The sequence below is a fragment of the Paraburkholderia unamae genome, from assembly GCF_003268775.1.
GTDB lineage: Bacteria > Pseudomonadota > Gammaproteobacteria > Burkholderiales > Burkholderiaceae > Paraburkholderia > Paraburkholderia unamae.
In genome coordinates this window covers 263377-289181 of record NZ_QLSU01000010.1, presented here as the reverse complement: position 1 = coordinate 289181, position 25805 = coordinate 263377, and the positions used below count along the sequence as shown (strand labels likewise).

Annotated in this window: 25 protein-coding genes; 21 read left to right on the top strand and 4 right to left on the bottom strand. The window is 66.0% G+C overall.

Annotated features, from left to right (window positions below; translation table 11 throughout):
- The first annotated feature begins 10 nt into the window (after positions 1-10).
- The 6 genes from C7401_RS18855 (at position 11) to ftsB (ending at position 8340) form a co-directional block, all read left to right on the top strand.
- The gene (locus C7401_RS18855; protein WP_112172897.1) at positions 11-2638 is read left to right on the top strand and encodes a ComEC/Rec2 family competence protein; all 2628 of its coding nucleotides are present in this window, start codon (positions 11-13) and stop codon (positions 2636-2638) included.
- 75 nt (positions 2639-2713) lie between these two features.
- The gene (locus tag C7401_RS18850; RefSeq protein ID WP_112172896.1) at positions 2714-3517 is read left to right on the top strand and encodes an alpha/beta fold hydrolase; all 804 of its coding nucleotides are present in this window, start codon (positions 2714-2716) and stop codon (positions 3515-3517) included.
- A gap of 126 nt (positions 3518-3643) precedes the next feature.
- Positions 3644-5305 (top strand): CTP synthase, encoded by a 1662-nt coding sequence (gene pyrG / locus C7401_RS18845; protein ID WP_112172895.1) that lies wholly within the window; start codon positions 3644-3646, stop codon positions 5303-5305.
- Positions 5302-6156: a 3-deoxy-8-phosphooctulonate synthase gene (gene kdsA, locus C7401_RS18840; RefSeq protein WP_112172894.1), complete on the top strand. Its 855-nt coding sequence runs from the start codon at positions 5302-5304 to the stop codon at positions 6154-6156. The genes pyrG and kdsA overlap by 4 nt, the downstream gene beginning before the upstream one ends.
- A 375-nt stretch (positions 6157-6531) precedes the next feature.
- Complete coding sequence (gene eno, locus C7401_RS18835; RefSeq protein ID WP_064268981.1) at positions 6532-7815, top strand: phosphopyruvate hydratase; 1284 nt, start codon at positions 6532-6534, stop codon at positions 7813-7815.
- Positions 7816-7917: 102 nt separating this feature from the next.
- A complete protein-coding gene (gene ftsB / locus C7401_RS18830) occupies positions 7918-8340 on the top strand; it encodes a cell division protein FtsB (protein ID WP_112172893.1) in 423 nt (140 codons plus the stop codon).
- Between the two features lie 109 nt (positions 8341-8449).
- On the opposite strand, the gene C7401_RS18825 is transcribed toward ftsB, so the two are convergent.
- From C7401_RS18825 to C7401_RS18815, 3 genes are all read right to left on the bottom strand, one after another.
- Positions 8450-8851 (bottom strand): hypothetical protein, encoded by a 402-nt coding sequence (locus tag C7401_RS18825; protein ID WP_373864443.1) that lies wholly within the window; start codon positions 8849-8851, stop codon positions 8450-8452.
- 143 nt (positions 8852-8994) lie between these two features.
- The gene (gene hslO, locus C7401_RS18820) at positions 8995-9957 is read right to left on the bottom strand and encodes an Hsp33 family molecular chaperone HslO (protein ID WP_112172940.1); all 963 of its coding nucleotides are present in this window, start codon (positions 9955-9957) and stop codon (positions 8995-8997) included.
- 66 nt (positions 9958-10023) lie between these two features.
- Positions 10024-10548 carry a gamma carbonic anhydrase family protein gene (locus C7401_RS18815; protein WP_112172892.1) on the bottom strand — a complete coding sequence of 175 codons (525 nt, stop codon included), beginning with the start codon at positions 10546-10548 and terminating at the stop codon, positions 10024-10026.
- Positions 10549-10769: 221 nt separating this feature from the next.
- Here C7401_RS18815 and C7401_RS18810 point away from each other — a divergent pair, with 221 nt between their 5' ends.
- The 10 genes from C7401_RS18810 to C7401_RS18765 all read left to right on the top strand — a co-directional run bounded on the left by C7401_RS18810 (position 10770) and on the right by C7401_RS18765 (position 20013).
- The gene (locus C7401_RS18810) at positions 10770-11717 is read left to right on the top strand and encodes a ferritin-like domain-containing protein (RefSeq protein WP_112172939.1); all 948 of its coding nucleotides are present in this window, start codon (positions 10770-10772) and stop codon (positions 11715-11717) included.
- Positions 11718-11779: 62 nt separating this feature from the next.
- Complete coding sequence (locus C7401_RS18805; RefSeq protein ID WP_112172891.1) at positions 11780-12673, top strand: alpha/beta fold hydrolase; 894 nt, start codon at positions 11780-11782, stop codon at positions 12671-12673.
- An 85-nt stretch (positions 12674-12758) separates the two neighbouring features.
- The gene (locus C7401_RS18800) at positions 12759-13589 is read left to right on the top strand and encodes a 3',5'-nucleoside bisphosphate phosphatase (RefSeq protein ID WP_112172890.1); all 831 of its coding nucleotides are present in this window, start codon (positions 12759-12761) and stop codon (positions 13587-13589) included.
- A gap of 163 nt (positions 13590-13752) precedes the next feature.
- Entirely contained in the window at positions 13753-14391 is a 639-nt protein-coding gene (locus C7401_RS18795) for an L-threonylcarbamoyladenylate synthase (RefSeq protein ID WP_112172889.1), read from the top strand.
- 96 nt (positions 14392-14487) lie between these two features.
- Positions 14488-15153 (top strand): site-2 protease family protein, encoded by a 666-nt coding sequence (locus C7401_RS18790; protein WP_112172888.1) that lies wholly within the window; start codon positions 14488-14490, stop codon positions 15151-15153.
- A gap of 4 nt (positions 15154-15157) precedes the next feature.
- Positions 15158-16360 carry a tryptophan--tRNA ligase gene (locus tag C7401_RS18785; RefSeq protein ID WP_042264918.1) on the top strand — a complete coding sequence of 401 codons (1203 nt, stop codon included), beginning with the start codon at positions 15158-15160 and terminating at the stop codon, positions 16358-16360.
- Positions 16361-16377: 17 nt separating this feature from the next.
- Positions 16378-17010 carry a class I SAM-dependent methyltransferase gene (locus C7401_RS18780; RefSeq protein ID WP_112172887.1) on the top strand — a complete coding sequence of 211 codons (633 nt, stop codon included), beginning with the start codon at positions 16378-16380 and terminating at the stop codon, positions 17008-17010.
- Positions 17011-17054: 44 nt separating this feature from the next.
- The gene (gene dapA, locus C7401_RS18775) at positions 17055-17960 is read left to right on the top strand and encodes a 4-hydroxy-tetrahydrodipicolinate synthase (RefSeq protein WP_112172886.1); all 906 of its coding nucleotides are present in this window, start codon (positions 17055-17057) and stop codon (positions 17958-17960) included.
- A 125-nt stretch (positions 17961-18085) separates the two neighbouring features.
- Positions 18086-19225, top strand: a complete 1140-nt coding sequence (gene bamC, locus C7401_RS18770) for an NlpB/DapX family lipoprotein (protein ID WP_112172885.1) — start codon at positions 18086-18088, stop codon at positions 19223-19225.
- An 11-nt stretch (positions 19226-19236) separates the two neighbouring features.
- Positions 19237-20013 carry an MBL fold metallo-hydrolase gene (locus C7401_RS18765; RefSeq protein WP_112172884.1) on the top strand — a complete coding sequence of 259 codons (777 nt, stop codon included), beginning with the start codon at positions 19237-19239 and terminating at the stop codon, positions 20011-20013.
- 145 nt (positions 20014-20158) lie between these two features.
- Here C7401_RS18765 and C7401_RS18760 read toward each other — a convergent pair whose 3' ends face one another.
- Entirely contained in the window at positions 20159-20857 is a 699-nt protein-coding gene (locus C7401_RS18760; protein WP_112172883.1) for a Bax inhibitor-1/YccA family protein, read from the bottom strand.
- A gap of 361 nt (positions 20858-21218) precedes the next feature.
- On the opposite strand from C7401_RS18760, the gene ndk reads away from it, so the two are divergent.
- From ndk to ispG, 5 genes are all read left to right on the top strand, one after another.
- The gene (ndk, locus tag C7401_RS18755; protein WP_112172882.1) at positions 21219-21644 is read left to right on the top strand and encodes a nucleoside-diphosphate kinase; all 426 of its coding nucleotides are present in this window, start codon (positions 21219-21221) and stop codon (positions 21642-21644) included.
- A gap of 147 nt (positions 21645-21791) precedes the next feature.
- Positions 21792-22955: a dual-specificity RNA methyltransferase RlmN gene (rlmN, locus tag C7401_RS18750; RefSeq protein WP_112172881.1), complete on the top strand. Its 1164-nt coding sequence runs from the start codon at positions 21792-21794 to the stop codon at positions 22953-22955.
- 5 nt (positions 22956-22960) lie between these two features.
- The gene (locus C7401_RS45605; RefSeq protein WP_258397139.1) at positions 22961-23086 is read left to right on the top strand and encodes a hypothetical protein; all 126 of its coding nucleotides are present in this window, start codon (positions 22961-22963) and stop codon (positions 23084-23086) included.
- Between the two features lie 89 nt (positions 23087-23175).
- A complete protein-coding gene (locus C7401_RS18745; protein ID WP_112172880.1) occupies positions 23176-24348 on the top strand; it encodes a helix-turn-helix domain-containing protein in 1173 nt (390 codons plus the stop codon).
- Positions 24349-24472: 124 nt separating this feature from the next.
- Positions 24473-25780, top strand: a complete 1308-nt coding sequence (ispG, locus tag C7401_RS18740; RefSeq protein WP_112172938.1) for a flavodoxin-dependent (E)-4-hydroxy-3-methylbut-2-enyl-diphosphate synthase — start codon at positions 24473-24475, stop codon at positions 25778-25780.
- The last annotated feature ends 25 nt before the right edge of the window (positions 25781-25805 follow it).

Genomic DNA, 25805 nt, shown 5'->3' with positions numbered 1-25805 from the left:
GGGAGGCGCGATGCGGGCGATGTGGTGCGGTTTTGCGCTGGGCGTGATCCTGTTGCAGCGCCAGGCGGCATTGCCGGGGTGGGGCGCGTGGCTTGGTCTCATTCTGGTGGCCGCGCTGGCCGCCGGGTTGGCCGTCTGGGCGCTCGGCGGCGCAACGCCGTTGGACGCAGTGCTCGATGCGGCCGAGCAATCACCTGGCTTCGGTATCGCGCGGCGCCGGCGCATTGCGAGCGGTTGGGCGTCGGTGTGGCTGGCGGCAAGCTGCGTGGGATTCGGCTACGCCGCGTGGCGCGCCGAACTGCGGCTTGCCGATGGGCTTCCCGCTGCCTGGCAGACCCGTGATCTCGACGTCAGCGGCTATATCTCCAGCCTGCCTTCGTACGGCGCGAACGGGGCGAGCTTTCTCTTTCGTGTTGAATCCTGGGGCGGGCGTGAAGCTTCGACGGCCGCCACGCGGCTGCCGCATTTGATCCAGTTGTCCTGGGTGGCCCGCGAGACGCCGCTGCCGCCGCTCGTGCCCGGCGCACGCTGGCGTCTTGCGGTGCGCCTCAAACGCCCGCACGGCAATGGCAATTTCGGCCTGCGCGACGCGGAAGCCGCGTGGCTCGCGCGCGGCGTGCGCGCCACGGGCTACGTGAGCGATCCGGCGCATGCAAGGCGTCTTCCCGTCGATGCTGACGGCGTGGGCGTGCGCATCGAGCGCGCTCGCGCCGCACTGCGGGAGCGCATCGTTGCGGTACTCGGCGACGCGCCGCATCGCGGCATCGTCATCGCGCTCGCAACCGGCGCGCAGGACTCGGTCAGCGACGCGGACTGGCGCCTCATGCGCAATACCGGCACGAGCCATCTGGTGGCGATTTCGGGGCTGCATCTTGCGTTCGTCGCGGGACTGGCAGGCTGGATCGCAGGCGCGCTCTGGCGGCGCGCGCGCTGGCGGGGTGTCGAGGCGCCGCTCGTCGTGCCCGCACAGAAAGTCGCCGTGGCGGGCGCGCTGCTCGCGGCGGCCGTTTATGCGGCGCTTGCCGGCTTCAACGTGCCGGTGCAGCGTGCGCTCTGGATGCTCGCGGTCGTGGCGCTCGCACTCTTTACGGGCCGCGAGGTGGCGCGCTCGCACGTGCTCGGCTGGGCGCTCGGCCTCGTGCTGCTGCGCGATCCGTGGGCCGTGACGGCGGCCGGCTTCTGGCTCTCTTTTTGCGCCGTCGCGGCCATCCTTTTTGCGGCGACCGGCGTGCCGCGCCTGCGCCGGGACGCGCCGCAGGATCTTTCGCCGGACGAAATCGACCCGATGCGCGATCGGGACGAGCCGCAGCCAGGGGCGCGTACCGGCGGGGCACGGCGCTTCGCCGTTGCCGCCGTGCCGCGCGGTGGATGGCGCAGGGCGGCGCAACGTTTCGCTTCGCGCGCCGGCGACAGCGCCCGCGTGCAATGGGCCGTCACGCTGGCGCTCGCGCCGCTCACCGCGTACTGGTTCGCGCAAATCCCGCTGATTGGCCCCGTGGCCAACGCGTTCGCGATTCCCTGGGTGAGCATGCTCGTCACGCCGATGGTCATCGGGAGCGCGGCATTGCCCGCGCCCTTGGACGCGCTCGCCCTGCGCGCGGCGCATACGTGCCTCGACTGGCTTGCAGTGGTGCTAGGCGTGCTCGAAGGCGTGCCATGGGCTGTTTTGCGCTTGCCGCAACCGGGCGCGTGGCAACTCGCCTGCGCGGCCGTGGGCGTCGCGTGGTGTCTCGCACCGCGCGGCTGGCCGCTGCGCTGGCTCGCTCCGTTCACCTGGCTGCCGCTGCTCGTGCCCGCGCCCACGGGAGCGCCGCCGGGCGCGTTCCGGCTCACGGCGCTCGACATCGGGCAGGGCACCTCGGTGCTGGTCGAGACGGCGCGCCATAGCTTGTTGTTCGACGCCGGCCCCGGCCCCGAGTCGACGCAGGCGGGCGAGCGCATCGTCGTGCCCTATTTGCAGGCGCACGGCGTAACGCGCCTCGACGCGCTGATGATCAGCCACGACGATTCCGATCATTCGGGCGGCGCACAGGCCGTGCTCGATTCGATCGGCGTCGGTCAGTTCGTTGCGGGCATCCTGCCTGCGCACCCGCTATGGGCGAGCGCGCGCGAGAAGGGCGCGCAGACGGTGCAATGCGCGGCGGGGCAGCGCTGGCAGTGGGACGGCGTCGATTTCGAGGTGCTATGGCCTGATCCGGGGCCGCTCGCGGGAAAGCCGAACGCCCATTGCTGCGTGCTGCGCGTCTCGACGGCGGCGCGGGCAGGGCAGGAGCCGGTATCGGCCCTGATCGCCGCCGACATCGAAGCGGGCGTCGAGCGCACGCTCGTCGCGCGCGAACCCGCGCAACTGCGCGCACAGGTGCTGGTCGTGCCGCACCACGGCAGCCGCACCTCGTCGACTGAACCGTTCCTCGACTCTGTCTGGCCGCTCGTCGCGATATTTCAGGTAGGCTACCTGAATCGCTTTCATCACCCGCATCCGGGTGTCTACGCGCGCTACGCGGCACGCCATATCGTGCTCGCGCGCAGCGACGCCGACGGCGCGGCGCGCATCGAGGCGCGTCCCGGCGCCCTCGCCATCGAGCGCTTTCGCGACACGGCGCGGCGCTACTGGATGGACCCGCCGGAGCAGAACTAGCGCGCCGGGACGATGCAAAGCCGTACCCATAACAACGGCAACGACATAAATCGACCATCCAGAGACAACGCGCCCTTGAAAAACGTCATCCATTTTTCGCATGCGAACGGCTTTCCGGCTTCGACGTATCGCACGTTCTTCGCCGAGCTGGGCGACAACTATGAATTGCGCTACATCGAGCGTATCGGCCACGACGCGCGTTATCCCGTCACCCGCGACTGGACGCATCTCGTCGAGCAGCTGATCGACGACATCGGCCGCACGTATGAAGATCCGGTGTGGCTCGTCGGCCATTCGCTCGGCGGCTATCTCTCGCTGATGGCCGCGCTCAAGAGGCCGCACTGGGTGAGGGGCGTGGTGATGCTCGACTCGCCTGTGATCGCGGGCTGGCGCAGCGGCATGCTGCGGGTGTCGCAGTGGACCGGTCTCGACGAGCGCATCTCGCCCGCCGCCGCCACGCGCACGCGCCGCACGAACTGGGCAAACCGCGACGAGGCGTGGCGCCACTTCCACTCGAAGCCCGCGTTCGCGCGCTGGGACGAGCGCGTGCTCTCGGACTACATCGACTTCGGCATTCCTCAGACTTCGATCGACGGCGCCCGCACGCTCGCCTTCGACCGCCATACCGAGTACATGATTTACCGCACGCTGCCGCACACGCTCGGCGCGCGGCTCGTGCACGGCTCCCCGGTGCCGGTGAGCTTTCTGGCGGGCACCGAATCGCGCGAAGTTCGCCAGGTCGGCCTCGCGGCGACGCGGCGCATCGCGGGCGAGCGCTTTGAGTGGATCGAGGGCAGCCACCTGTATCCGATGGAGCGTCCCATTCAAACGGCGCGCGCCGTGCAGCGCATGCTGTACACCATGGAAAACGGCGCCTGAGCGGTCGCCCGCATGCCGTCGCGCTCCGCACGGGGAGGGCCGGGACACATCGCATCCGGCTCGTTCAAAATTCAGGGTTAGCCCTTGCTTTACGGTATAATCCGTTTTTCCCGCGAGCATCCAGCGATGACCAAATATGTTTTCGTCACCGGCGGCGTAGTTTCTTCCCTTGGCAAGGGTATTGCCGCCGCCTCCCTCGCCGCGATCCTCGAATCGCGCGGTCTGAAAGTCACCCTCCTCAAGCTCGATCCTTACATCAACGTCGACCCCGGCACGATGAGCCCGTTTCAGCACGGCGAAGTGTTCGTAACGGAAGACGGAGCGGAAACCGACCTCGACCTCGGCCACTATGAGCGCTTCATCTCGACGAAGATGCGCAAGGCCAACAACTTCACCACGGGCCAGATTTACGAATCGGTGATCCGCAAGGAACGCCGCGGCGACTATCTGGGCAAGACCGTGCAGGTCATTCCGCACATCACGAACGAGATCCAGGCGTTCATCGAGCGCGGCGCCGCATCGGCGACGTGCGGTGAGCCCGATGTCGCGATCGTTGAAGTCGGCGGCACGGTGGGCGACATCGAATCGCTGCCGTTCCTCGAAGCCGCGCGTCAGATGAGCCTGCGCCTTGGCCGCAACAGCGCGTGCTTCGTGCACCTCACGCTCGTGCCGTTCATCGCCACCGCAGGCGAGCTCAAGACCAAGCCCACGCAGCACAGCGTGCAGAAGCTGCGCGAAATCGGTATCTATCCGAACGTGCTGCTGTGCCGCGCCGACCGCCGCATTCCCGACGACGAGCGCTCGAAGATCTCGATGTTCTCGAACGTGCCCGAAGACGCCGTGATCTCGGTGTGGGACGCCGACAGCATCTACAAGATTCCGCAGATGCTGCACGACCAGGGTCTCGACTCGATCGTCTGCGACGAGCTGAAGCTCTCCGCCAAGCCCGCCGATCTGTCGGTGTGGGCGGAGATGGTCGAGAAGCTCGAGCACCCGAAGCACGAAGTCACGATCGGTATGGTCGGCAAGTACGTCGATCTGACCGAATCGTACAAGTCGCTCATCGAAGCGCTGCGCCATGCGTCGATCAAGACCTCGACGAAGGTGAACATCGAGTACATCGACTCCGAGCAGATCGACGAAGAAGGTGTCGAGAGCCTCAAGCATCTCGACGCGATTCTCGTGCCGGGCGGTTTTGGCCGTCGCGGCACCGAAGGCAAGATCAAGGCGATTCAATACGCTCGCGAAGCGAAGGTGCCGTATCTCGGCATCTGCCTCGGCATGCAGCTCGCCGTGATCGAATTCGCGCGCGACGTGGTGGGCCTGAAGCACGCGAACAGCACGGAATTCGACCCGGACACGCCGGATCGCGTGGTGGCGCTCATCACCGAATGGGCCGACCGCGAAGGCAAGGTCGAAAAGCGCACCGAAAACTCGGACCTCGGCGGCACGATGCGCCTCGGTTCGCAGCGCTGCCCGATCAAGCCCGGCACGATGGCGGCGGAAATTTATGGCAAGGACGTGAACGAGCGTCACCGTCACCGTTATGAAGTCAATAACGGCTACGTGCCCAAGCTCGAAGCGGGCGGCCTTATCATCAGCGCCCGTACCCCGACCGAGGACCTGCCGGAAATGATGGAATTGCCGCGCGACATGCACCCGTGGTTCGTCGGCGTGCAGTTCCACCCGGAATTCACGTCCACGCCGCGTGACGGCCACCCGCTGTTCAAGGCATACGTCGAAGCGGCGGTTGCGCACCAGCAGGCGCACGCTGAGGAGAAAGCATGAATCTGTGCGGTTTCGAGGTCGGTCTCGACAAGCCGTTCTTCCTGATCGCGGGCACCTGTGTCGTCGAATCGGAGCAGATGACGATCGACACGGCGGGCCGCCTGAAGGAAATCACGTCGAAGCTCGGCATCCCGTTCATCTACAAGTCGTCCTACGACAAGGCCAATCGTTCGAGCGGCAAGTCGTTTCGCGGCCTCGGGATGGACGAGGGCCTGCGCATCCTCTCCGAAGTGAAGCGTCAGCTCGGCCTGCCCGTGCTGACCGACGTGCACTCGGAAGCGGAAATCGGGCCCGTGGCGTCGGTCGTGGACGTGCTGCAAACGCCCGCGTTCCTGTGCCGTCAGACCGACTTCATCCACGCGTGCGCGCGCTCGGGCAAGCCGGTCAACATCAAGAAAGGCCAGTTCCTCGCGCCGCACGACATGAAGAACGTGATCGACAAGGCGCGCGACGCGGCGCGTGAGGCGGGTCTCTCGGAAGACCGCTTCATGGCGTGCGAGCGCGGTGTTTCGTTCGGTTACAACAACCTCGTCTCGGACATGCGTTCGCTCGCTATCATGCGCGAGACGGGTGCGCCGGTCGTGTTCGATGCGACCCACTCGGTGCAGTTGCCGGGCGGGCAGGGCACGAGCTCGGGCGGCCAGCGCGAATTCGTGCCGGTGCTCGCGCGCGCGGCCGTGGCCACGGGCGTGGCGGGTCTGTTCATGGAAACGCACCCGAACCCGGCCGAGGCGAAGTCCGACGGCCCGAACGCCGTGCCGTTGAACCGCATGGCCGACCTGCTCGAAACGCTCGTGACGCTTGACCAGGCGGTCAAGCGCTCGCCGTTCCTCGAGAGCGATTTCAACTGATCGCACGCAGTTTCAGCCGTAGTCTGGCGCGGTTTCGCGCAGTGTTGTTGAGTACGCAGTGCGCGCCGCTTCGATTGCATGAGCGGCGCGATGGAGGAGCAGCGCGGCGCAGGGTCTGGCGGGCAGCGGATGTCATGAAACGGCATCATGCTGTACGCAACGGGCTTCGCGAGCCGCGCGCGATGTACAAGGCAGCGTGTCAGCGCATCGGTCATGCGAACATGACCGTTGCGTTGCGCCAGGTTGAACCCGACGACCGCGCCGCCTGTCCCATGTGACGGTGTGCCCCGAACGAGCATGGAAACCATGCCTCGCGGGCCAGTGCAGCAGGCGACGCCGGTCGCGCAAGAATTACTGTCATTTCCTGAGGAAACCATGAGTGCAATCGTAGATATCATCGGTCGCGAGATTCTGGATTCGCGCGGCAATCCCACCGTCGAATGCGACGTGCTGCTCGAATCGGGCACGATGGGCCGCGCAGCGGTGCCGTCGGGCGCCTCGACGGGCTCGCGTGAAGCGATCGAGCTGCGCGACGGCGAAGCCGGCCGCTACAACGGCAAGGGCGTGCTGAAGGCCGTCGAACACATCAACACCGAAATCTCCGAGGCGATCATGGGCCTCGACGCTTCGGAACAGGCTTTCCTCGACAAGACCCTGCTCGAACTCGACGGCACCGACAACAAGTCGCGCCTTGGCGCGAATGCGATGCTGGCGGTTTCGATGGCCGTCGCGAAGGCCGCCGCTGAAGAAGCCGGCCTGCCGCTGTACCGCTATTTCGGCGGCTCGGGCGCGATGCAACTGCCGGTCCCGATGATGAACATCGTCAACGGCGGCGCACACGCGAACAACAGCCTGGACATCCAGGAATTCATGATCGTGCCGGTGAGCCAGCCGACCTTCCGTGAAGCGCTGCGTTGCGGCGCGGAAGTGTTCCACGCGCTCAAGAAGATCCTCTCGGATCGCGGCATGAGCACGGCAGTGGGCGACGAAGGCGGCTTCGCACCGAACTTCGGCAGCAACGACGAATGCCTCTCGACCATCCTGCAAGCCATCGAAAAGGCGGGCTACCGCGCCGGTGAAGACGTGCTGCTCGCGCTCGACTGCGCAGCGAGCGAGTTCTACCACGACGGCAAGTACCAGCTCGCGGGCGAAGGCCTGCAACTGTCGTCGACGGAGTTCGCGGACTACCTGGCGAACCTCGCCGACAAGTTCCCGATCGTGTCGATCGAAGACGGCATGCACGAAAGCGACTGGGCCGGCTGGAAGACGCTCACCGACAAGCTCGGCAAGAAGGTCCAGCTCGTGGGCGACGACCTGTTCGTGACCAACACGCGCATCCTGAAGGAAGGCATCGAGAAGGGCATCGCCAACTCGATCCTTATCAAGATCAACCAGATCGGCACGCTGACGGAAACCTTCGCAGCCATCGAAATGGCCAAGCGCGCCGGTTACACGGCTGTGATCTCGCACCGCTCGGGCGAAACCGAAGACTCGACGATCGCCGACATCGCCGTGGGCCTGAACGCCGGTCAGATCAAGACCGGTTCGCTCTCGCGCAGCGACCGTATCTCGAAGTACAACCAGCTGCTGCGCATCGAGGAAGATCTCGGTGATATCGCCAGCTATCCGGGCAAGTCGGCGTTCTATAACCTGCGTTAAGCGGACCCGACACCGGCAGCAAGCCTTGCTGTCCTTTTTCGTCATCTCCTTCCGCCGCCCTGCGTATAGCGCAGGGCGGCGTGTATTTATCCGGCGCCTTTCATGCGGCTTGTCACTGTCGTCCTGATCATCCTGCTCGTGCTGATTCAGTATCCGCTCTGGTGGGGCCATGGTGGCTGGTTGCGCGTGCACGAACTTCAGCAGCAGCTCGCGCAGCAGCAAAAGCAGAACGACGACGAGAAACTGCGCAACGAACGCATTGCGGGCGAAGTGCAGGATTTGCAGAACGGCACGTCGGCCGTCGAGGAGCGCGCGCGCTACGAGATGGGCATGGTGAAGGACGGCGAGGTGTTCGTGCAGTTCGTCTCGCCGAACCAGACGCCGCCGGCTACGCCCAACGGTTCGTCGAATACCTCGACGCGCGGGCAGATGTCGGCCGCGCCTGTGAAGGTGGTGCCGAACCCCGTCTCGCGCGTGCCGGAGAAACGGCACGGCCACGGGAAGGAAGCGAAGAAAGCGGGATAAGTTGGGTAAGCGGTGTGCCGTGGGTGCACCGTCAAGCAAAAGGCGCGGCTCGATGCCGCGCCTTTTTTCGTTTGCGCGCTTACACGCGCTTGCACGTGTTCGCTCGCGCTTACCAGCCCCAGCCCGGATAGCCGTAACCGATGCCGGTGCCCCAGCCGCCTCCCCAGCCACCCCCGCCGCTGTAGTAGCTGCCAAAGACGGTCACGGGCGGCGCATAAGCGCGCGACCAGGCCTGCGCGGCGGCATCGGCCGCGGCGGCCTGGTTGGACTCGGCGAGCGCCTGGCGGTCGATGGCGTCGTAGCGCTGACGCTCGTCCGGCGTGAGCACCGGCGCGTTCTGTAGCGCGTCCGCCTGGTTGGCGGGCAAGCGGCTGTAGATCGGCGACGGTCCCGGCGGGTCCAGCGTGCAGCCACTCGTCAACGCGACGCCCGCGCCAAGCGCGGCCAGAACCAATACGGCCGCCATGCGCGGTGCGTGCGGGGGGCGGGCGAAGCGTTTGTTCTTGATCATGCTTCTCTCCATCTATCGGACGCCTAAGCAATATGAGATGCAAGCCGGTCTGCGATTCGGCTCGATTCCCGGAGCTTATCGCCGCGCCGCCGCGCAAGGGCGGCGGCGCGAGCCCCCGTTGATCCGCGTGGGGCTTTCGCCGCTCAGTGACGGCGTTCCGCAGCCGGGCTGACGCCTTCTGAGAGTCCCGGCAGCGCAAAAAGTTGCGCGACGTCCACGGGGTCGAACTCATAGCGCTGGTTGCAGTAGTCGCAGTGAATCTCGACATGACCGCGTTCTTCGATCACGCCATCGACTTCCTCGCGGCCCAGCATCTTGAGCATCGCGCCCACTTTCTCGCGCGAGCACGAGCACTGGAAGCGCGGTGCGAGCGGCTCGAAGTGGCGCACGTTTTCCTGCCAGAAGAGGCGGCGGAACAGCGTCTCGCTGTCCTGCTCGAGCATTTCCTCGCGCGTGAGCGTGCCGCCGAGCGTGCAGACGCGCTCCCACGTGTCGAGGTCGTGCTCACCCTGGTGCGGCACGATGCCGCCGTCGCCCGGCAGCTTCTGCAACAGCATGCCGACGGCGCGTTCGTCGTTGGCGGCGAGCCACAGGCGCGTGTCGAGCTGCTCCGAGTGGTGCATGTAGTGCTCGAGCACCGCGGCGATCGACTTGAGCGGGCCGTCTTCACCGTTCAGCGGCACGATGCCCTGGTAAGGCTGCTGGCCCGGCTGCTTGTTCGCGGGGTCGAGCGTGATCACGCAGCGGCCCTGGCCGTCGGGGTTCACGAGGTCGGCGAACGTGAGGTTGTCCGCGAGCGGCAGGGCGTTTTCGCCGGTGAAATCCTCGCCGAGACGCGCGGTCGCGCGCATCGTCAGATCCGAGCCGCATTGCACGACCAGCATCTTCACGGGGCCGTCGCCGAAGATCTGCATGATCAGCGTGCCGTCGAACTTGAGGTTCGCCGAGAGCAGCGCGCACGCCGCCATCATTTCGCCGAGCACGGTGCGCACGGGCGCCGGATACTGGCGGCGCGTGAGCACTTCCTGCCATGCGCTGCCGAGCGTGACGATCTCACCGCGCACCGGGGCGGCGCTGAACATGAATTTCTGCAACTGGTCGTTCACAATCTTTTCCTTCTTTTCAATCGGGGCGGCGCGGCCCGCGCCGCGCACGGCCGGAGCATGCCGCCCTCAGCCGATGCGCACGAGCTGCGCCTTGAAATATTCGCGGCGCTTCGTGTAGACATCCGCGTTGCGCTTGAGGCCGGCGATATCGGCCTCGGTCAGTTCTCGCACGACCTTGGCCGGCGCGCCGAGAATCAGCGAGTTGTCGGGGAACACCTTGCCTTCCGTGACCACCGCACCCGCGCCAACCAGACAGTTGCGGCCGATTACCGCGCCATTCAAGACCACGGCCTGAATGCCGATGAGCGAGCCTTCCTTGACGGTGCAGCCGTGCAGCATGGCCTGGTGGCCGATCGTCACGTTGGCTTCGAGCGTGAGCGGGTAGCCGGGGTCGGTGTGCAGCACCGAGCCTTCCTGGACGTTGCTGCGCGGGCCCACGGTGATCGGTTCGTTGTCGCCGCGCAGCGTGGCGCCGAACCAGACGCTCGCGTCTTCAGCCAGTGCGACGTGACCGATGATGGTCGCGTTGTCCGCGACGAACACGCTTTCGTGAATGACGGGTGCGGCTTCGCCAAGCTTGTAGATGGCCACGGTATTGCGTCTCCTATGTTGGCCGGAGTCAGCGTAAAACGCCGGCTTCGGTCCCATGCTGGGTCGTTGCAGCGGTCCTTGGGACGGCCGCGGTCTGGTGGCGCGGCGCAACCGAAGCGCGCGACGCAAGGCAGGTGAATCGCGTATTGTAAACGGTTGCGCGCATAGTCCGCCTGGCACGACTTCGTGCGATGGTTTTTCGCTCCCCGTTTCTTTTGCCGATGAATTCCGTTTTCTCCGCCGTCCAGGGATCCCACGCGCCCCAAGCGGGCGCAGCATCCGAGCCGTCCGACGCCTCGGGCATACCCGTGAGCTGGCGCGAGGCCGCGCTCGACGCACTGCGCGAACGCGACCCGCTTGCCAAGGCCAACGCGGTGCGCGCGCTGTACGCACAAGCGCAAGACCCGGCGCCGCGCTGGGACCCGCAGCGCGTCATTGCGGCGCCGGACGGCTTGCCGGGCCGCCCCGCGCAGCCCGCGCTCGTCGAGCCGCGCGAACTCAAGCGCCGCGCCATGAGCACGCCGCAGGGCCGGGTGGTGCTGCTGCACGCGCTGGCCCACATCGAGTTCAACGCGATCAATCTGGCGCTCGACGCGGTCTGGCGTTTCCCCGCCATGCCCGACGCCTTCTACGCCGACTGGCTCAAGGTCGCGGCCGAGGAGGCCTACCACTTTTCGCTGCTGCGCAAGCGCCTGGCCGACTACGGCCACGCTTATGGCGATTTTCCGGCGCATAACGGTCTATGGGAGATGTGCGAGCGCACGAGCGCCGACGTGCTCGCGCGCATGGCGCTCGTGCCGCGCGTGCTGGAGGCGCGCGGGCTCGACGCCGCGCCGCCCATTCGCACGCGCCTGAAGCAGGCCGGCGACGACGAGTCGGCGGCGATCCTCGACATCATCCTGCGCGACGAAGTGGGGCACGTGCATATCGGCAACCACTGGTTCCGCCATCTGTGCGAAGTGCGCGGCCTCGATCCGCACGCGGCGTGGCTCACGCTTGCCGAGCAGTATCACGCGCCGCGCATGCGCGGGCCGTTCAACTTCGAGGCGCGCCGCTCGGCGGGCTTCGACGAGGCCGAACTCAGCACGCTGGCGGCCCAGGACGCGGCAGAACAAGTCGCGACGAAGGTGTCAACGAAGGTGTCAACTGAGCACGGCTCGACCGAATGACCCGCCGCCGCCACGCGGCGTCTATATAATCGAACGATCATTCTTTTCTCGCGGCGACGCCCATGAATCTCTCCCGATCCGAATTCGTAGAAGTCAACGGCATCCGCCAGCACGTGCGCCGCTGGGGCCGCGAGGACGCCCCCACGCTCTTCATGCTGCACGGCTGGATGGACGTGGCTGCGTCGTTCCAGTTCGTCGTCGATGCGCTCTGCGAGCGGGGCGACGACTGGCAGGTGATCGCCCCCGACCTGCGCGGCTTCGGCCTCTCCGAGTGGCCGGTCGCGCAGGGGCGCGGCAGCAACTACTGGTTCTCCGACTATCTCGCCGATCTCGACGCGCTGCTCGCGCACTACGCGCCCGAAGGCCAGGTGGATCTCGTCGGGCACAGCCTCGGCGCGAACATCGTCTGCCTCTATGCGGGCGTGCGGCCCGAGCGCGTGCGCCGGGTCGTCGATCTGGAAGGCTTCGGGCTGCCGGCAAGCTCGCCCGCGCAGGCGCCGCGCCGCGTGCGCGACTGGCTCGACGACGTGCGCACGCCGCCGCAATTGCGCTCGTATGCCTCGCTCGACGCGGTGGCCGCGCGGCTCGTGAAGACGAATCCGCGCCTGATCGAGTCGCGCGCGCAGTTTCTTGCGCAGCATTGGTCGAAGCCGGACGGCGAGGGCGGCTTCGTGCTGCTCGGCGATCCGGCGCACAAGGTGCACGGGCCGCTGCTCTATCAGCTCGACGAGGTGATGGCGATCTGGTCGCAGGTGCGCGCGAAGGTGCTGCACGTGGAAGCGGCCGATTCCGAAACGCTCGCGCGTCTCGCGGCCGCGTCGTCCATCGACGCATTCAAGAAGCGCTTCGAGGTGTTCCCCGACTGGCGCGAGCGCATCGTGAGCGGGGCGGGGCACATGGTGCATCACGACCAGCCCGAAGAGATCGCGCGCCTCATCGAGGCGTTCTGCGCCTGAGCGCCTCGTGGCCGCGCGCAAAGGGTGACCCCGACGACTTCACTGCATTGCAGTAAAATGGATATTCATCCTTTTCCTGCACGCAATGAACGCCGATCTCCACTGCCACTCCACTGTCTCCGATGGCCAACTGGCCCCCGCTGCCGTTGCGCAGCTGGCGAAGGCGGGCGGCGTGACGCTGTGGGCGCTCACCGATCACGATGAGCTCGGCGGCCAGCGCGAGGCGCGCGAAGCGGCCGAAGCGCTCGGCATGCGCTATCTGAGCGGCGTGGAGATTTCCGTCACCTGGGCTTCGCGCACGGTGCACATCGTCGGCCTGCACGTCGACCCCGAGTGTGCCGCGCTGGTCGACGGGCTCGCGCGCACGCGCAACGGCCGCGCCGCCCGCGCGGAAGCCATCGGCGAGCGCCTTGGCGAACTCGGCGTTCCCGACGCTTACACCGGGGCGCTGCGTTACGTCTCGAATCCCGACCTGATCTCGCGCACGCACTTCGCACGCTTTCTCGTGGAGAGCGGGCGCGCGCAGAACATCCAGGACGCATTTTCCCGCTGGCTCGGCGAAGGCAAGCCGGGCTACGTCTCGCACCGCTGGGCGAAGCTTGCCGACGCGGTTTCCTGGATCAAGGCGGCGGGCGGCGAGGCGATCGTCGCGCATCCGGGCCGCTATGCTTATAGCCAGCTCGAGTTCGACACGTTTTTCGGCGAATTCATCGATCTGGGCGGCAAGGCCATCGAAGTCGTGACCGGCAGCCACACGCCGGACCAGTACGGCGAGTATGCTGCCGTCGCACGGCGCTTCGGCTTCGAGGCGTCGCGCGGCTCGGACTTCCACGCGCCGGGCCCGGATTCGATCGAGCCGGGCACGTTGCCGCCGCTTCCTTCCGATCTCAAGCCCGTCTGGGAGCGATGGCTGTAGGCCACGCAAGGCCGGCGGCCTGAACGGGCCGGTCCCGTCCGGCGTGGTTGCAGTCCGCGGTTGTCGTCCGCGGTTGTCGTCAATTCCCGGTGTAGTTCGCAGTCGTCTGCGTTCCGTGCTGTCCCGCAGTTTCCCGTCGCCACCCGTTGAGCTGATTACTGCCATGTCCCAGTTTTTTCGGCTTCACCCAGAGAATCCGCAGCCGCGCCTCGTCAAGCAGGCGGTGCAGATCATCCGCGATGGCGGCGTGATCGCGCTGCCCACCGATTCGAGCTATGCGCTCGCCGCGCGCATCGACGACAAGCACGCGGCCGAGCGCCTGCGCCGTATCCGCGGGCTCGACGAGAAGGCGCTGCTCTCGCTGATGGTGCGCGATCTTTCCGAACTCGCGAACTTCGCGATGGTGGACAACCGCCAGTACCGGCTCATCAAGTCGGTGACGCCGGGGCCGTACGTGTTCGTGCTGGTGGCGACCAAGGAAGTGCCGCGCCGTCTCTCGCATCCGTCGCGCAAGACGATCGGGCTGCGCGTGCCGGGGCACGCGATCCCGCAGGCGATCCTCGAAGAACTGGGCGAGCCGCTGCTCGCATCCACGCTGATCCTGCCGCCCGACACCGAACCGCTGAACGACCCCGAAGAGATTCGCGAGCGCCTCGAAAAGCAGGTCGATCTCGTGATCGACGGTGGGGCGTGCCCGTGCGAGCCGTCCACGGTGATCGACCTCACGGGCGAGGAGCCGGTGCTCGTGCGCCCCGGGCGCGGCGCACTCGAGCCGTTCGGCATCGAGGAAGAAGAAGCCTAGAAACGTACCTGGCGGAGGAACACGAAGCGGCGCGCGCCTCGCGTGGCCGAAAGGCATGGATTCCGCATTGATACCGCATTGATACAATAGCCCGCCATGGAAGCCAATCTGATTCAGACGATCGTCGTCTACGCCTTGCCGGTCATCTTCGCGATTACGCTGCACGAGGCCGCGCACGGCTACGTCGCGCGCATGCTCGGCGACAACACCGCCTATGTGCTCGGCCGCGTGTCCTTCAACCCGATGCGCCACATCGACCCGATCGGCACGATCGCCATGCCGCTCGTGCTGTATTTCCTGACGAATGGTGCGTTTGTGTTCGGTTACGCGAAGCCCGTGCCGATCGCCTTCAGCAATCTGCGCAATCCGCGCTGGGGCACGCTGTGGGTCGCGGCGGCCGGGCCGCTGTGCAACTTCGTGCAGGCGCTCGTGTGGGGCGTGTTCGGCGTGGCGCTGGCGGTGCTCGCCGTGAACGAGCCGTTCTTCACGCGCATGGCCGCCGCCGGCGTGGGCGTGAACCTCGTGCTGGGCGTGCTCAATCTCTTTCCGCTGCCGCCGCTCGACGGCGGCCGCGTGCTCGGGGCGCTGCTGCCCACGCGCGCGAGCATTGCGCTCGCCCGTATCGAGCCCTATGGTTTCATCATCGTGATGGGGTTGCTCGTGAGTGGCATCTTCACGCGATTCTGGCTGCGTCCGCTCGTAAGTCTAGGTTACGACGTGGTCACGGCGGTTCTTACCCCTCTTGTATCGCTCTTTTCATAACATCATGTTCCCTGACCGTATCTTCTCCGGCATGCGGCCCACCGGGTCGCTGCACCTCGGCCACTATCACGGCGTGCTGAAAAACTGGGTGCGGCTTCAGTCCGAGTACCCGTGCTTCTTCTGCGTGGTGGACTGGCATGCGCTCACCACGCACTACGAAACGCCGGATGTCATCGAGAAGAACGTCTGGGACGTGCTGATCGACTGGCTCGCATCGGGCATCGACCCGAACCAGGCGACGCTGTTCATCCAGAGCCGCGTGCCCGAGCACGCCGAACTCGCGCTCCTGCTCGGCATGAGCACGCCGCTGTCCTGGCTCGAACGCGTGCCGACCTACAAGGAGCAGATCGAAAAGCTGCGCGACAAGGACCTCGGCACCTATGGCTTCCTCGGTTACCCCGTGCTGATGGCCGCCGACATCCTGCTGTACCGCGCGTCGCTCGTGCCGGTGGGCGAGGACCAGGTGCCGCACGTCGAAATGGCCCGCGAAATGGCGCGCCGTTTCAACTATATGTACGGCCGCGAGCCGGGCTTCGAAGAGAAGGCCAACGACGCCGCGAAGAAGCTGGGCGGCAAGCGCTCGAAGCTCTACCACGAGCTGCGCAACGCCTACCAGCAGGAAGGCAATGAAGAGGCGCTCGAACAGGCCCGCGCCATGCTTTCGGAATCGCAAAGCCTTTCGATGAGCGATCGCGAGCGCCTGTTCGGCTACCTCGAAGGCTCGCGCAAGATCATCCTGCCCGAGCCGCAGGTGCTGCTGACCGAAGCTTCGCGCATGCCGGGCCTCGACGGCCAGAAGATGTCGAAGTCGTATGGCAACACCATCGGCCTGCGCGAAGACGCCGAGTCGATCACGAAGAAGGTGCGCACCATGCCGACCGACCCGGCGCGCGTGCGCCGCACCGATCCGGGCGATCCGGACAAGTGCCCGGTATGGCAACTGCACCAGGTCTACACCGACGAGCAGACGCACGACTGGGTGCAAAAGGGCTGCCGTTCGGCGGGCATCGGCTGTCTGGAGTGCAAGCAACCGGTGATCGAGGGCATCCTGCGCGAGCAGCAACCGATGCTCGAACGCGCACAGAAGTACATGGACGATCCGTCGCTCCTGCGCGCCATCGTTGCGGACGGCTGCGACAAGGCGCGCAAGTTCGCCAACGAAACCATGCGCGACGTGCGCGAGGCCATGGGCCTCTCCTACAGCTGACGCAATTGACGCAGCCGATGACGCCGACGCCTGCCGCCGCGCCGCTCGTCCACGGGCTTTCGGAGCCCTCGCGCTGGGTGCGCCGCTGGGCGCAGCTGATCGCGCCTGGCGGCAGGGTGCTCGACGTGGCCTCGGGCGCGGGCCGGCACGCACGCTGGCTCGCGGCGCAAGGCCATCCGGTTATGGCGCTCGATCGCGACGCCGCCGCGCTCGCCACGCTCCATGGCGTGGCGGGCGTCACCTCATTAGAGTGCGACCTCGAAGGCGCGCCCTGGCCGCTGGCCGCCGACGCGCGCTTTGCCGCCGTCGTGGTCACGAATTACCTGCACCGGCCGCTCATGACGCGTCTCATCGACGCACTCGCGCCCGGCGGCGTCCTCGTCTACGAAACCTTTGCACAGGGCAACGAGACCGTGGGCAAGCCATCGAACCCCGCTTTTCTGCTCGCGCCCGGCGAATTGCTCGCCGTCTGCGCGCCCGCCTTGCGGGTGATCGCCTACGAGGACGGGTTTCTCTCGCAGCCCCGTGAGGCGTATATTCAGCGCATCTGCGCGGTACGGGAAAAAACGACCTCAGTGTCCCTCGAAAGCATCGGTAATGTACCTGAGAACCAGGGCCTACCCGCACCGCGTTACGATCTGACCGGCTAATCCGCTACAATCGCGGTTTAACCGACTCATTTTTCTGGCGTTTCATGGCTAACGGCACTCAGGACGGCATTACGCTGCGCGGCAGCATTCCCGCGATCGTCACCCCCATGCACGAGGACGGCAGTCTCGATCTGCCGGCGTTCCGCAAACTGATCGACTGGCACGTGGAAGAGGGGACGGATGCCCTCGTCGTCGTCGGTACGAGCGGTGAGTCCGCGACGCTCGACGTCGAAGAGCACATCCTGATGATCAAGACGGCGGTCGAGCACGCTGCCGGCCGTATGCCGATCATCGCGGGCGCCGGCGGCAACTCCACGGCCGAGGCGATCGAACTCACGAAGCATGCGAAGGAAGTGGGCGCGCAGGCGTCGCTCCAGGTCGTGCCGTACTACAACAAGCCGACCCAGGAAGGCATGTACCTGCACTTCGCGAAGATCGCGGAGTCGGTCGACCTGCCGGTCATCCTGTACAACGTGCCGGGCCGTACGGTCGCGGACATGTCGAACGAGACCATCCTGCGTCTGGCCGAGGTGCCGGGCATCATCGCGGTGAAGGAAGCGACGGGTAACATCGACCGCGCCGCGCACCTCATCAAGCATGCGCCGAACGGCTTCAAGATTTTCAGTGGTGACGATCCCACCGCGATCGCGCTGATGCTGCTGGGCGGCCACGGCAATATCTCGGTGACGGCTAACGTCGCGCCGCGCCAGATGAGCGAGTTGTGCCGCGCCGCGATTGCCGGCGACGTCAAGACGGCGCGCGAGATTCATCTGAAGCTGTTGTCGCTGCACAAGAACCTGTTCATCGAATCGAATCCGATTCCGGTGAAGTGGGCGTTGCAGGAACTCGGCCGCATCGAAGGCGGCATTCGTCTGCCGCTCACGCCGCTCGATGCGCGCTACCACGACGTGGTGCGCGCCGCGCTGCGCGAAGCCGGCCTGACTGGCTGATCCAGTCAGCCAGTCGCCGTTTTTTCAACCGACGCCGCCACGGCCCACCCGCCCAATCGCTGACAGACCCCGGACAGTCCATCTGGCAGAGCAAGGCTTAGCGTTCCCGTATCACGAAGGCCCACATGAAACGTTCCGCTCTTTCCCTCCACGCAACCCGCATGGCGGTGCTGGCGCTTGCTCTCGGCTCGCTCGCAGGTTGCGAGTCGCTGAACGACATGTTCGCGACGGATCGCGTCAACTACAAGGACACGCCTACGGCGCCGCCGCTGAGCGTGCCGCAGGATCTGTCGTCGGCTCCGAACGACCAGAAGTATGTCGCGCCGCCGCCCACCATCACGCTCGGCGGCGCCGCGCAGCGCACGGTCACACCGGCGGGCAACGCCACGCTCGGCGTGCCGAGCTCGCAAGACCCGTTGGGCATGCACGTGGAGCGCGACGGCGACCGCCGCTGGCTGGTGGTGGACGGGCGCTCGCCTGACGACGTCTGGCCGCAGTTGCAGGAGTTCTGGACCGAGAATGGCTTCACGCTGACGACCGACTCGCCGTCCACGGGCATCATGACGACCGACTGGGCCGAGAATCGCGCCAATATTCCGGACGACTGGTTCCGCCGCACGATCGGCCGCGTGATTGACTTCGCGTACTCGTCTGGCACGCGCGACCGCTTCCGTGTGCTGGTTTCGCGCGGTCCGGACGGTCAAACCGATATTTCCGTTACGCATAACGCGATGGAAGAAGTGCTGACGGGGCAGGACAAGACGGGCTCGAAGTGGGTGGAGCGCCCGCGCGACCCGGCGCTGGAAGCCGCGTTTCTCGCGAAGATCATGCAGAAGTTCGGTCTGACCGACTCGCAGTCGAAGCAACTGCTGACCGACGCCCGTCCGTCCACGGCCGGGGTCAAGGTCGCCGCTGGTCCTGACGGCACGACGCTCGATCTGCCCGAAGCGTTCGACACCGCGTGGCTGCGCGTGGGCCTCGCGCTCGACCGCACGAACTTCACGGTCGACAACCGCGACCGCGAGAAGGGCCTGTACTACGTGCGCTATGCCGATTCGATGCAGGAGCTCAAGGGCGACGGCCTGCTCGGCAAGCTGTTCTACAACCCGAAGAAGGCCGCGAAGGATCAGGGTCCGGAATTCGTCGTTGCGGTTCGGGCAACGGGCAACTCGACCCAGGTCGCCGTGGTGGATCAGAGCGGTCACATCGACACCTCGTCGGACGCGCAGCGCATCGTGGCTGCGCTGCATTCGCAGTTGAACTGACGTGCGCTGATATGCGATTTGCGAGCCTCGGCAGCGGCAGCGAGGGCAACGCACTGGTCGTAGAGGCAGGCGGCGGCGCGACGCCCACGCGTGCGCTGCTCGACTGCGGATTCTCAGCGAAGGAAGTCGAGCGGCGCCTCGCCCGCGCGGGGCTGGCCGCCGACTCGCTCACCGCGATCCTCATCACCCACGAACACAGCGATCACATTGGCAGCGCGCTCACACTGGCGCGCCGCTGGTCGATCCCGCTTTACATGAGCTGGGGCACGGCCCAGGCCGTGGGCGCGGACGATGCCGCCGGCGTCGAGCTCAATGTGCTGTGGGGCGACGAAACGGTCGAAATCGGCGAACTCGGCGTGTTGCCCTATACGGTGCCGCATGACGCACGCGAGCCGCTACAGTTCGTGTTCAGCGACGGCGCCAGCCGCCTCGGCGTACTCACCGACGTTGGCGAATCGACGCCGCATATCAGCAACGTGCTCGGCGGCTGCGATGCGCTCGTGCTCGAATGCAACCACGATCTCGACATGCTCGCGACCAGTCGCTACCCGGCGTCGCTCAAGGCGCGCATCAGCGGATCGCATGGGCACCTGAACAACGAGGCGGCCGGTGGCATTCTTGCGGGGCTCGATCGCGCGAAACTGCGGCACTTGATCGCGGCGCACCTGAGTCAGCAGAACAACACGCCCGACCTGGCCCGCGCGGCAATGGCGGCGGTGCTGGGCAACGCGGCGACGGAAATCGGCGTGGCCTCGCAGGCGGAAGGTTTCGACTGGATTTCGCTCTGAGCCCGCTTTGAACCCGCCTTGCGTCGCTAGCCGGCGCCGCCGGGCAAAATCGACGGACGAAAAAAAGCCCATGATGCGAGTCATGGGCTTTTTGTCTTGCGAAGCCGGTATCGATCGATCCGGCCCCGCCAGGGTTTGGTTAGCTTTAGTTGCGATTGCCGCCGAAGATGCCGAGGATCGCGAGCAGGTTCGTGAACACGTTATACAGGTCCAGATAGATCGCGAGCGTGGCCGAGATATAGTTCGTCTCGCCGCCGTTCACGACGCGCTGCACGTCGAACAACATGTAGGCCGAGAAGATCAGGATGGCGAGCACGGAAACCGTGAGCATCAGCGCGGGCAGTTGCAGGAACATGTTCGCGACGCCGGCCAGCAGGATCACGATCACGCCCATGAACAGCCACTTGCCGAGGCCCGAGAAGTCGCGCTTGCTGACCGTGGCGATGGTGGCCATGGCGGCGAAAATGACGCCGGTGCCGCCGAAAGCAAGCATGATGAGCTGCGGGCCGTTCGAAAAGCCGAGGATGAACGACAGCAGGCGCGAGAGCATCAGGCCCATGAAGAACGTGAAGCCGAGCAGCACGAACACGCCCACCGAGCTGTTCTTGGTGCGCTCGATGGCGAACATGAAGCCGAAAGCGATCGCGAAGAACGCGAGCAGGCTCATGGCCGGGCTCGTTGCGGCGAAGAGCGAGAAACCGGTCGCGACGCCCACCCACGCGCCGAGCACCGTCGGCACCATCGACAGCGCGAGCAGCCAGTAGGTGTTGCGCAGTACGCGATTGCGGGTCTCGGCCGAGGAGACGGAGCCGCCGCGGCCGAAGTTATAGGGATACTCGTTCATGCTTTCTCCTTACGTGAGACGCGTGGTTGAGGGTGCGCCGATGCGCGGTCCGCTCCCCCATAAGATAAGTGCGCCGACCCAGAGTTTCAACGGGTTGCCACACAGTTTGCGTTATGTTTCAGCTGCGGTTCGAACAGCGGCTTCCACCGCACCTCGCACCACATTGCGCACAGCCTATGCCGCCAATATTAAGCCTCACTGAAAGGCGCGGCGGCACGGCTCTTGCGCGCCTGGGCCTGCTTGCGGGGCGCTTGTTGCAGGTTTGGCGGGCCTAAGAGGGTTCAATCGCAATCATACATTGGAACATGCTACAATTGCGGATTCATTTGAATCTGTAACCTCTTAATTTTCTGGAGTTTTTATGGCGATCGAACGCACCCTGTCGATTATCAAGCCGGACGCAGTGGCAAAGAACGTGATCGGTCAGATCTACAGCCGCTTCGAAAACGCTGGCCTGAAGATCGTTGCCTCGCGCATGGTCCACCTCTCGCGTGCCGACGCAGAGAAGTTCTATGCTGTTCACGCAGAGCGTCCGTTCTTCAAGGATCTCGTCGACTTCATGATCTCGGGTCCGGTGATGATTCAAGCGCTGGAAGGCGAGAACGCCATCCTGAAGAACCGCGAACTGATGGGCGCAACCGATCCGAAGAAGGCTGAAAAGGGCACGATCCGCGCCGACTTCGCCGACAGCATCGACGCGAACGCCGTGCACGGTTCGGACGCAGCTGAAACGGCTGCCGTCGAAATCGCGTTCTTCTTCCCGCAAGTCAACGTCTACTCGCGCTAAGCAAGGCGCGGGCAGATAGCAGTAGTAGCATAGGGTCGCGAACGGCGATGACGCTTACCGCCCGGTTCCCGTTGCCCCGCCAATGCGCGGGCAGCCGGGCAATACGGGCGGTGAGCGCGCTCTCGCACTGAAATGGCAGGATTCGATATGACGAGCAGTTCCACCGTCAACCTTCTCGATCTCGACGCCCAAGGGCTTGTCGCCTATTGCGAGAGCCTGGGCGAGAAGCCGTTTCGCGCCAAGCAGCTTCAGCGCTGGATCCATCAGTACAACGCCGCCGACTTCGACGGCATGACGGATCTGGCCAAATCGCTGCGCGAGAAGCTCAAAGGGCGTGCCACCATCGGCATGCCCGGCATCATCAGCGACAACGTTTCCTCCGACGGCACGCGCAAATGGCTCGTGGACGTCGGCAACGGCAACGCGGTCGAAACCGTGTTCATCCCCGAAGAGAACCGCGGCACGCTGTGCGTGTCCTCGCAGGCAGGATGCGCGGTCAACTGCCGGTTCTGCTCCACCGGCAAGCAAGGTTTTTCACGCAATCTCACCACTGCCGAGATCATCGGCCAGCTGCGCATGGCGGAGTTCGCCTTGCGCGCCTCGCTTCTCGGAGAGGCGGGCGGTCGCGCGACCGGCGGTGACGGCAAGGGCGAGCGCGTCATCACGAATGTCGTGATGATGGGTATGGGCGAGCCGCTTCTGAACTACGACGCGGTCGTGCCCGCCATGCGTCTGATGCTCGACGACAATGCCTATGGCCTGTCGCGCCGGCGCGTCACCCTTTCCACGTCGGGCGTCGTGCCGATGATGGACCGCCTGGGCGCCGAATTGCCCGTGGCGCTCGCCGTTTCGCTGCACGCGCCGAACGACCCGCTGCGCGACGAGCTCGTGCCGCTCAATCGCAAGTACCCGCTGCGCGAATTGATGGCGGCGTGCCAGCGTTACCTGGAAGTCGCGCCGCGCGACTTCATCACGTTCGAGTACTGCATGCTCGACGGCGTCAACGACACCGAAAAGCACGCGCGGGAATTGCTCGCTGTGACGCGCGACGTGCCGTGCAAATTCAATCTGATCCCGTTCAATCCGTTCCCGGAGTCGGGCCTGCTGCGCTCGAAATCGGACCAGATCAAGCGCTTCGCGCAGATCCTGATGGATGCGGGCGTCGTCACGACCGTGCGCAAGACGCGCGGCGACGACATCGACGCGGCCTGCGGGCAGCTCGCCGGCGAGGTGAAGGACCGTACGCGACTTGCCGAGCGCACGGGGCGGGCCGCGGGCAAGGTGATCGAAGTTCGGCCGGTTCAACACTGAGGCCGATGCAGGAAGAAGCCGCGGCGGCGAGCAGGGGGAACGCGCTGTCGCAGGCGGTATTTGAAAAGAAAGTTGCAGAAGCGATCGGAAGCGGCCTGGGGTTTCGCAACGGGCTGCGCATTTTGTTATAAACGGTCTGCGAATCGGGTGGAGGCGGGGGCGGGATGCGCCGCGGCCCACCGGTTGCAGTATGGAAAAGAATCGACGCAAGGACTTTGGGATGAGCGAGCCGCAGCACCCTTTCGGGACAGACGGAACTGACAGCAACGCAGGTCGTTCGGCGCCCTCGCCGGTGCAGGCCGTGCCCGACACGCTGGCTGCGGCCGGCGCGCGGCTGGCACAACTGCGCGAGGCCAAGGGCTGGGCGATCGAGGACGTCTCGGCGCGTCTGAAGGTGGCGGTGTCGAAGCTGCGCGAGCTCGAAGCGGGCGATATCAGCCATCTGCCGGACACGACGTTCGCGTTGGGCGTGGTGCGTGCTTACGCGAAGCTGCTCGGCACCGATCCCGCGCCGTTTACGCAGGCGCTGCGCCGCGAGCGCGGTCTCGCGCAGCCGGATCTGTCGATGCCGGCTTCGGCAGGCTCGGACCTGCCGCGCGGGCGCGTTTCGCTCTCGCTCGGCGGTGGCGGCGCGCGTGCGCCGCGCCGTCGCGCTTCGTGGCTCTGGGGCGTGGGGATCATCGTCATTGCGGTGCTCGCCCTCTCGATGTGGCATACGAACAGCGGCGAGTCGTCGGCATGGTTCTCGCGCCTGAAGGCGATGGCGAACGGCGCAAGCGTCCAGACGGGCGCGTCGTCGCCCACGGTCACGCAAGGCGAGGCGACGGGTGCGGGCGGTGCTTCGGCGGCGCAGGAGTCGGAGCAGCAGGCGGCGCCGGCAGCCGGCGACACCAACGACGCGGCGAATGCAAACAGCGCAGGCGAAAACGGCAGTGCCGCGCCCGCGCAGCAGGCGGCGGCCAGCGCGCCCCAGGTGACGGCCCAGCCCGCGCCTCAACCGGTGCAGCAGGCAGCGCGTCCCGCGGCGGCCAGCGCGCCGGCGCCCGGCGCGGCGGCGGCTAACGCCGCAAGCGCGGCCATTGCGGCGAAGGCCCAGGCGGCGAGCGCGCCGGCGGCGCAAAACGCCGCAGCCGACAGCGGCGCGGACACCTCGACCTTCGCGATCCGCGTGACGCAGGACACCTGGGTGAGCGTGCGTCAGAAGGATGGCAAGGAAGTGTTCTCGGGCATGATCCACGGCAGCGACGCCCGTGAGATCACCGGCACCGAGCCGCTCAAGATCACCGTGGGCAACCGGGCGGGCATCGAGTCGATGACCATCGACGGCCAACCGGTCGACGCGTCGAAGTACGCGTCGGCGCGCGGCAATGTCGCGCGCTTCGTGTTGCCCTGATCAGGACATGGCATGCGTCGCGGCCGGCGAAGCGTTTATTTGCCGGCCGCGACGCTTTTTCAATTCACGTTGGGCCGCCGCTAGCGAGCTAGCGCTGGCGCGTGAGGCGTAAATGGGTTTTTCGATGCAAAGCGAAACGCAATCTTCGACCAGCAACAGTCAGATCTGCTCGAACGAGCCGGTCCTCGGCGGCCACGCGCCGCGCCGCAAGTCGCACGCCGTGCATGTGCGCTGGGGCGGTCAACTGGTGACGATCGGCGGCGACGCGCCGGTGCGCGTGCAGTCGATGACCAACACCGATACCGCCGACGCCATCGGCACCGCGATCCAGATCAAGGAACTCGCGCAGGCCGGGTCGGAACTCGTGCGTATCACGGTCAACACGCCGGAAGCGGCGGCGGCCGTGCCGCACGTGCGCGAGCAACTCGACCGCATGGGCGTGACGGTGCCGCTCGTCGGCGACTTCCACTACAACGGCCATCTGCTGCTGCGCGACTATCCGGCTTGCGCCGAGTCGCTCTCGAAGTACCGCATCAACCCGGGCAACGTGGGCCAGGGCGCGAAGCGCGACACGCAATACGCGCAGATGATCGAAGCGGCCATCAAGTACGACAAGCCGGTGCGTATCGGCGTGAACTGGGGCAGCCTCGACCAGGACCTGCTCGCGCGCATGATGGACGAGAACGCCGCGCGTTCGACGCCTTGGGAAGCGCAAAGCGTGATGTATGAAGCGCTCATCCAGTCGGCCATCGGCTCGGCGGAGCGCGCAGTCGAGCTTGGCCTCGACCGCGACAAGATCATCCTGTCGTGCAAGGTGAGCGGCGTGCAGGACCTGATCGCCGTCTACCAGGAACTCGCGAAGCGTTGTGACTTCGCGCTGCACCTGGGCCTCACGGAAGCGGGCATGGGCTCGAAGGGCATCGTCGCTTCGACGGCCGCGCTTTCCGTGCTGCTCCAGCAGGGCATCGGCGACACGATTCGTATCTCGCTCACGCCGGAACCGGGTGGCGCGCGTACGGGTGAAGTCGTGGTCGGCCAGGAAATCCTCCAGACCATGGGCCTGCGCTCGTTCACGCCAATGGTCATCGCGTGCCCCGGCTGCGGCCGCACGACCAGCACGCTGTTCCAGGAGCTGGCCTCGCAGATCCAGAACTATCTGCGCGCGCAAATGCCGCTTTGGCGCGGCGAGTATCCGGGTGTCGAGACGATGAACGTCGCCGTGATGGGCTGTATCGTGAACGGCCCGGGCGAGTCGAAGCACGCCAACATCGGCATCAGCCTGCCGGGCTCGGGCGAGAATCCCGCGGCGCCGGTGTTCATCGACGGCGAGAAGGTGAAGACGCTGCGCGGTGAGCGCATTGCCGAAGAATTCCAGCAGATCGTGAGCGACTACGTGGCGCGCAAGTACGGCAAGGCCGAAGCAACGACCTGAGCCGGTTCGCCGGGCCGTCCGCAGT